The following is a 6,300-nucleotide window of genomic DNA, read 5'->3' as shown; positions in this document are numbered from 1 at the left end:
GATCAGACCATGAAGATGTATAAGCATGGCTGGGAGAAATACTTCAGGGACAATGTGCCTAAATGGTCATTCTCCCATACAGAAAGTATTCCTTACTCTTACACCCTGGGTACCTTCTTCGAATGACAACATGTTCATGATAAGAGAAATACGCCTCAATCAAGCTTTCGATCCACGGCCATGAAACCAACACAGGCTGGTCTTGAGGCCTTCGATCTTGATGAAGCTCCGGGTAATAACTATAAGAATACCCACGGCGAACTTTGATATCAGGGACCAATAGGTCCCCCCATCATCGCCACCCAAAAGAAGCCAGTATGGAGAGGGATTCATACAGCTTTCTTTTGATCAGGCTACCGATTAACCCTTATCAGAAGGTATGAATGAATGTATTCCTTGCGTGAAAAAACAGTTCGAATGAATAACTCTCAGATAAACTCAGAAAAAGAGACACTTAACTGGCTGACTGACACTCTCTATGCCCTCGGGAAGCCAGAGCTATTAAAGTGTATATCTGTCAGAAAACTCTACTCTTCTGCTGTTCCGGCGGCCTCGTTCATGGCCATATTACTGGCGTTGGGCTTTGCCACTGTGAACCATGCAGACTGGAGTGATGCAGAGGAGGACGGCGATCAACCTTTCACTGAACAGTTCATAAATGAAGATGATGATTCAGGGATTCCGGAACCGGCTCCCGATGAACCGGACCTTGATGAAATGGAAGATCAGGGGGAGCTGGAAGGTTACGACCCCGAAGAGGCAGATTAGCTCCGGCTCCGACCCGGAGATTTTGTGTAAGAGCTCAAAACCTCTGGTGTGCACTGGGTTCTGGACAATTCAGTTGTCCTTTTTGAACTGAAGAGCGACCGAATTCATACAGTATCTCAACCCTGTGGGCTCAGGCCCGTCTGGGAATACATGCCCCAGATGCGCGTTGCAGGCAGAGCACACCACTTCTATCCGGTCCATACCCAGACTTTTGTCTTCAATGTATTTTACCGCCTCTTTATCCACTACTTCCCAGAAGCTGGGCCAACCACAACCTGCATCAAATTTAGTAGTGGATTCGAACAATATTTGATCACAACAGACACAGCTATAACGACCTTCACCATCAAAATGAACGTATTCACCAGAAAAAGGTCGCTCAGTACCCTTCTGCCGACAGACGTGATACTGCTCTTCGGTCAGCTCTTCCTGCCATTGGGCATCGGTTTTTTCAACTTTCATACCAACTCCAGCTTCCATAACGGAAATATCCGGGTTTAAGCCGTGCACTGTTGCCTTAAAGCGATCATAATGCCTGCCAGAGAGAACATTTTTTACCCGCTCTTGTCTATTTATAGTCAGGTTGATGATGTTCCGGAGAATCATATGACCTGACCCATAACAATCAAGGCACTGACACCACTCATTGATGGAACAATACTCAGGCTGCCCCGGATAACAGAATACAAAAAGACAATCGGCCTTTCATCGGCCACAGGAAAAAAACCATGAAGGATATTGAGAAGTCCCTGAAACTGGAAAACGTCTGCTACGAAATACGTGGTCCGGTATTGCGCGAAGCCAGAAGACTGGAAGAGGAAGGCCAACGTGTTCTGAAACTCAACACCGGCAACCCTGCACCTTTCGGCTTTGATGCACCTGAAGAGATTATTCAGGATGTCATTCTCAACCTTCCCAACTCCCAGGGCTATACCGACTCCAAAGGTTTGTTTTCGGCGCGCAAGGCTGTGATGCACTACTGTCAGCAGAAAGGTTTTCCCGGTGTCGAGCTGGAAGACATTTTTATCGGTAATGGCGTCAGCGAACTGGTCGTCATGGCCATGCAGGGCTTGCTGAATAACGGTGATGAAATTCTGATCCCGGCACCGGACTACCCCCTCTGGACTGCAGCTGCCAACCTTTCAGGAGGCAGAGCAGTTCACTACCTCTGTGACGAGCAATCTGACTGGTATCCGGACCTGAATGATATTCGCAGTAAAATCACCGCCAAGACCCGGGGCATTGTTGTCATCAACCCTAACAATCCTACGGGTGCCGTTTACCCACCTGAGCTGCTGCAGGAAATCATCAAGATTGCCCGCCAGCACAGCCTGATTGTTTTTGCTGACGAGATCTATGACAAGATTCTCTTTGACGGGACAGAGCACACGGCCATGGCTTCTCTGGCGGATGATGTGTTCATGATTTCATTCAACGGGCTCTCCAAGTCTTATCGTGCAGCCGGCTTTCGTTCTGGCTGGATGGTCGCCAGCGGTCCCAAACATAAAGCCAGAGATTATCTGGAAGGCCTGGAGATGCTGGCCTCCATGCGCCTGTGCTCGAACGTTCCTGCCCAGCACGCTATTCAAACAGCACTGGGGGGTTACCAGAGCATCAATGACCTCATACTTCCCGGCGGCAGACTTCTGGCACAGAGAGATGTGATCTATGAGCGCCTGAATCAGATACCCGGCGTCAGCTGCGTAAAACCCAGGGGAGCCCTTTATGTGTTCCCGAAACTGGACCCGAAAAAATATCCGATTCACGACGATGAACGGCTGGTACTGGACTTGCTGATTCAGGAAAAAATCCTGCTGGTGCAGGGTCGCGCCTTCAACTGGCCGAACCCGGACCATCTCAGGATTATTACCCTGCCCAGAGTTGAAGATCTGGAGATGGTGGGCGATAAACTTGAACGATTCCTTAGTAGGTACAAACAATAATAAAGAGTGTTCAGTCAACCCTGGCCGTTACACAACGGCCCATATGATACTGATCACAGGATTCTGGAAACCAACATTCTGAACATGGCTGACATTCACATCGACGATTTTTTTCATGACTGTGCCAAGACCCTGGTACATCTCTATAATGTCTTCCCAAGACAGACCTCTCTGTACGTCGACGACATTATTTCCCCCGAGCCAGTGGATGAATTCGGATTGCCCGGAAAACGGCATCAAGCCTGTTTTGACAGTTTTCTCTGGCTGGCACGGGAAGGTTATATACACTATGCCGAGAGAGTTCGAATGCAAGGGCTGGATCAGGTGGTTCTGACCGAAAAAAGTTTCCTCAGGCTCAGTATGCCAAGCCTGACGACCGAACTTGAAGACCTGCCAGAACCGATTCTTATGAAAAAGGGGACTCTGGGCTGGCAGTTTCGTGAAACATTAAAATCCGGGAGTACACACCAGCTAAACCAGCTCTGCCAGCAATTTTTTACTGATAAAGCCTGATGAACTGTAAACAACTGTAAAATGGCTGAATGAGGATTGAAATCCGAACTCTGCGCCTCCATATTCCCAGTGTCCAACCAGAAAAGGTAACCATTCGGTAATGAAAAGAATTCTGCTATTTCTATTAACCAACCTTGCTGTCATCGCAGTCGCCAGTATCACTCTTAACATCCTTGGCGTGGGTAGCTACATCACAGCCCAGGGACTCGATATGAAGTCGCTGCTGGCTTTCTGTGCAGTTTTCGGTTTTGCCGGTTCATTGGTTTCCCTGCTCCTTTCCAAAACCATGGCCAAGATGGGCACAGGCACCCAGATTATCGATCAACCCCGTACGGCCCAAGAGCGCTGGTTACTGGATACGGTTAAGGAACTCTCTGAAAAAGCCGGCATTGGCATGCCGGACGTGGGGATTTTCCCCTCTCCGGAAGCCAATGCTTTTGCCACCGGCTGGAACAAAAACGCCTCACTGGTTGCCGTGAGCCAGGGCCTGCTCGATCGCTTCAGCCCAAGAGAAGCAAGAGCCGTAATCGGTCACGAAATCGGTCACGTTGCCAACGGTGACATGGTGACGCTGGCACTGATTCAGGGAGTTGTGAACACCTTTGTGATGTTCTTCGCCCGCATCATCGGCTACGCCGTGGACAGCTTCCTCCGTCGTGACGAAGAAAGCAGTGGCCCGGGTATCGGCTTCTACGTCGTAAGTTTTATTGCCGAGATCGTGCTGGGTATTGCCGCCAGCGCTATTGTGATGTGGTTCTCTCGTAAACGTGAATTTCGTGCCGATGAAGCAGGTGCCGAGCTGGCAGGTCGTGGCGATATGATTGCCGCCCTGGAGAGACTGAGAGCTGAATACGACGCCCCTAGTGCAATGCCTGCCACCATGACGGCCTTCGGTATTCGCAAGAATGGCCAGGGTGGATTATCCGCCCTGTTCTCAAGCCACCCTCCGCTTGAAGATCGAATTCAGTCTCTGCAATCCCATCGCTGATGAGATTTCTTGCTTTAAAAGGCTCGCTGACGCGGGCCTTTTTTTCTGAAAAACAAAACCGCAACAGCTCCAGACAAGAACAGGATTTTACTATGAAAGCACTGCTGCACTTCGCTTGTCAGCCATTAACGCAGAGAGCAAAGGCGGGATCAGCCCTCGGGTTCCGGGAACCTTTCCAGCTCTCCCATGCAGAGGATCTGTTTTAAGACGCTTGGTTGCCATCGGCAACAACCTCTTTTCTAAACCAGAGACCGGAGAATATTACTTTGGCTTCAGAGACAAGCTCTTTATAATAAGCTTTTATTTCTAATCCAGCTGCTTATATGCCTATTGAACATTCTGATCCCATCTGGGTTCTCAACAGCGAAAGCCTTGACCACTATTGCCAAAGGTGGCTTCAGCTGGATGCCATCGCACTGGATACCGAGTTTATTCGAACCGATACCTTTTACCCTATTCCCGGACTTATTCAGGTGGGTACCCGTGATAAGGTTTTCCTGATTGACCCGCTCAGCATTCAGGACTGGAGTTCCTTTGGCCGGGTTCTGCAATCTGAATCTGTTGTCAAAGTCCTTCACGCCTGCGGTGAAGATCTCGAAGTTTTCAATATTCTGACCGGTTGCCTACCTGTTGCATTGCTGGATACACAGCTTGCTGCAGCCTATGCAGGGCTGGGACATTCATTAAGCTATCAGAATCTGCTGAAAACGCTTCTGAAAGTTGACCTCCCAAAGGATGCTACTCGTTCAGACTGGCTTCAGCGTCCACTGACTGAAGCCCAGATCAGCTATGCCACACTTGATGTCGTGCATCTGCTGGAAGCGTACGAGCTATTACTCGAAAAACTGGAAGGCAAGCCTCAGTTGCAATGGCTCAAAGAGGATTGTGATGCCTTACTCACTTCGCCATTGTTCCCTATCCCCAACGAAATCTGGAAAGATGTCAAGCGTGCCTGGCAATTGCGGCCTCAACAGCTGGCGGTTTTACAAAACATCTGTGAATACCGTGAAATGGAAGCCCGAAAGAGTAATACACCACGCAACCGGATCATCCCCAAGGGATGCCTGTGGCCAATTGCCCGTTATATGCCAGACAATATGCGTTCACTCTCTTCCATTCAGGATATGAAACCCAAGACCCTGAGAAAATACGGCGAGGTTATTCTGAATCTGGTCAGACAAGCCAAAGACAGCCCGGAAGCTGACTATCCGGATCAACTCCCTGCTCCTCTGCCCAAAGCCGCCAGAAACTATAACAAACTGATCAAGGCCTGGGTGCATCACAAATCGGATGAGCTGGATATGCCTGTAGAGTTGTTATTCCCGGGCAAAATGTCCAACGCTCTCTTACGTCAGTGGCAGAGCAGTGGCCGTTTTTCGATACCAGAGAGCATTAAGGGCTGGCGACAGCAGGTAATTGCCGAGCCCTTAATTCTGGCACTGAAAGAGTACAAAGAAGACCAGAGATAACACAGGATACAAGTACCTGTTACTCTTCTGGTCCTGAGCATCTTCAAGATGGTATTGATATTATGTCTAAAGTCCTTGCCTCCATTTTCAAAAGTAGCAAACACAACGAAATGTACCTCTACGTTGACAAACGCAACCAGCTGGAGAAAATACCCGAAGCGCTTCATCAGGCCTTCGGTAAAGCCGTTCATGTAATGGATATTCTGCTGACACCCGAGCGCAAACTGGCCAGGGCTGACATTGAAAAAGTGATGTCCGAGCTTCAGGAAAAGGGTTTTTACCTACAGATGCCTCCAACCGAAGCAGACTATATTCAGCACCTTCCTGAAGAACTGCTGAGCTTTAACGACCCGGTATGAAAACAACGCTGTTCACTTAATTAGCACCTTAACGAGGGTTGATGATTTCATAGTGCTACATGAGCATTAAGAACTGCTTGTTGAAGAAGATTTCCTTCCATGTCATTTTGTCATCGGTTAACCCGCCGCAGGTGATTGAAATACGGACGTGAACATTGCACTTCAGATCATGCCCGGACATGTGCAGTACCTTTCCCTCCTGAGCCTGTGACAAGCAAAATCAATCACTTGACTTTGCATCATCAAGCTTTCGTTTTCGG

General features: G+C 48.9%; 9 protein-coding genes. 6 read left to right on the top strand and 3 right to left on the bottom strand.

Annotated elements, in window-relative coordinates:
* Positions 1 to 159 precede the first annotated feature (159 nt).
* Complete coding sequence (locus tag KDK19_RS08460) at positions 160 to 333, bottom strand: hypothetical protein (RefSeq protein ID WP_257291733.1); 174 nt, start codon at positions 331 to 333, stop codon at positions 160 to 162.
* Between the two features lie 84 nt (positions 334 to 417).
* Here KDK19_RS08460 and KDK19_RS08455 point away from each other — a divergent pair, with 84 nt between their 5' ends.
* Positions 418 to 768, top strand: a complete 351-nt coding sequence (locus tag KDK19_RS08455) for a hypothetical protein (RefSeq protein WP_257255506.1) — start codon at positions 418 to 420, stop codon at positions 766 to 768.
* 69 nt (positions 769 to 837) lie between these two features.
* On the opposite strand, the gene msrB is transcribed toward KDK19_RS08455, so the two are convergent.
* The gene (gene msrB / locus KDK19_RS08450; RefSeq protein WP_257255512.1) at positions 838 to 1,230 is read right to left on the bottom strand and encodes a peptide-methionine (R)-S-oxide reductase MsrB; all 393 of its coding nucleotides are present in this window, start codon (positions 1,228 to 1,230) and stop codon (positions 838 to 840) included.
* A 266-nt stretch (positions 1,231 to 1,496) separates the two neighbouring features.
* Here msrB and KDK19_RS08445 point away from each other — a divergent pair, with 266 nt between their 5' ends.
* From KDK19_RS08445 to KDK19_RS08425, 5 genes are all read left to right on the top strand, one after another.
* Complete coding sequence (locus KDK19_RS08445; RefSeq protein ID WP_257255507.1) at positions 1,497 to 2,711, top strand: pyridoxal phosphate-dependent aminotransferase; 1,215 nt, start codon at positions 1,497 to 1,499, stop codon at positions 2,709 to 2,711.
* Between the two features lie 6 nt (positions 2,712 to 2,717).
* Positions 2,718 to 3,224 (top strand): hypothetical protein, encoded by a 507-nt coding sequence (locus KDK19_RS08440; RefSeq protein ID WP_257282020.1) that lies wholly within the window; start codon positions 2,718 to 2,720, stop codon positions 3,222 to 3,224.
* 100 nt (positions 3,225 to 3,324) lie between these two features.
* The gene (htpX, locus tag KDK19_RS08435) at positions 3,325 to 4,212 is read left to right on the top strand and encodes a protease HtpX (RefSeq protein WP_257291732.1); all 888 of its coding nucleotides are present in this window, start codon (positions 3,325 to 3,327) and stop codon (positions 4,210 to 4,212) included.
* A 323-nt stretch (positions 4,213 to 4,535) separates the two neighbouring features.
* On the top strand, positions 4,536 to 5,681 hold the full coding sequence (gene rnd / locus KDK19_RS08430) for a ribonuclease D (RefSeq protein WP_257255510.1): 1,146 nt from the start codon (positions 4,536 to 4,538) through the stop codon (positions 5,679 to 5,681).
* Positions 5,682 to 5,743: 62 nt separating this feature from the next.
* On the top strand, positions 5,744 to 6,040 hold the full coding sequence (locus tag KDK19_RS08425) for a YcgL domain-containing protein (protein WP_257255511.1): 297 nt from the start codon (positions 5,744 to 5,746) through the stop codon (positions 6,038 to 6,040).
* Positions 6,041 to 6,095: 55 nt separating this feature from the next.
* Here KDK19_RS08425 and KDK19_RS24345 read toward each other — a convergent pair whose 3' ends face one another.
* Positions 6,096 to 6,221, bottom strand: a complete 126-nt coding sequence (locus KDK19_RS24345; RefSeq protein ID WP_368736451.1) for a transposase — start codon at positions 6,219 to 6,221, stop codon at positions 6,096 to 6,098.
* Positions 6,222 to 6,300 lie beyond the last annotated feature (79 nt).

The sequence above is a fragment of the Endozoicomonas sp. ONNA1 genome (genome assembly GCF_024606325.1).
Classification (GTDB): Bacteria; Pseudomonadota; Gammaproteobacteria; order Pseudomonadales; family Endozoicomonadaceae; genus Endozoicomonas_A.
Note: the sequence above shows the minus strand (reverse complement) of the source record. Positions and strands in the feature narration are given on the sequence as shown.

Coding starts and splice junctions, on each gene's coding strand:
- KDK19_RS08460 (WP_257291733.1), bottom strand. CDS start 333: ATGAATCCCTCTCCATACTGGCTTCTTTTGGGTGGCGATGATGGGGGG.
- KDK19_RS08455 (WP_257255506.1), top strand. CDS start 418: ATGAATAACTCTCAGATAAACTCAGAAAAAGAGACACTTAACTGGCTG.
- msrB (WP_257255512.1), bottom strand. CDS start 1,230: ATGAAAGTTGAAAAAACCGATGCCCAATGGCAGGAAGAGCTGACCGAA.
- KDK19_RS08445 (WP_257255507.1), top strand. CDS start 1,497: ATGAAGGATATTGAGAAGTCCCTGAAACTGGAAAACGTCTGCTACGAA.
- htpX (WP_257291732.1), top strand. CDS start 3,325: ATGAAAAGAATTCTGCTATTTCTATTAACCAACCTTGCTGTCATCGCA.
- rnd (WP_257255510.1), top strand. CDS start 4,536: ATGCCTATTGAACATTCTGATCCCATCTGGGTTCTCAACAGCGAAAGC.
- KDK19_RS08425 (WP_257255511.1), top strand. CDS start 5,744: ATGTCTAAAGTCCTTGCCTCCATTTTCAAAAGTAGCAAACACAACGAA.
- KDK19_RS24345 (WP_368736451.1), bottom strand. CDS start 6,221: ATGTCCGGGCATGATCTGAAGTGCAATGTTCACGTCCGTATTTCAATC.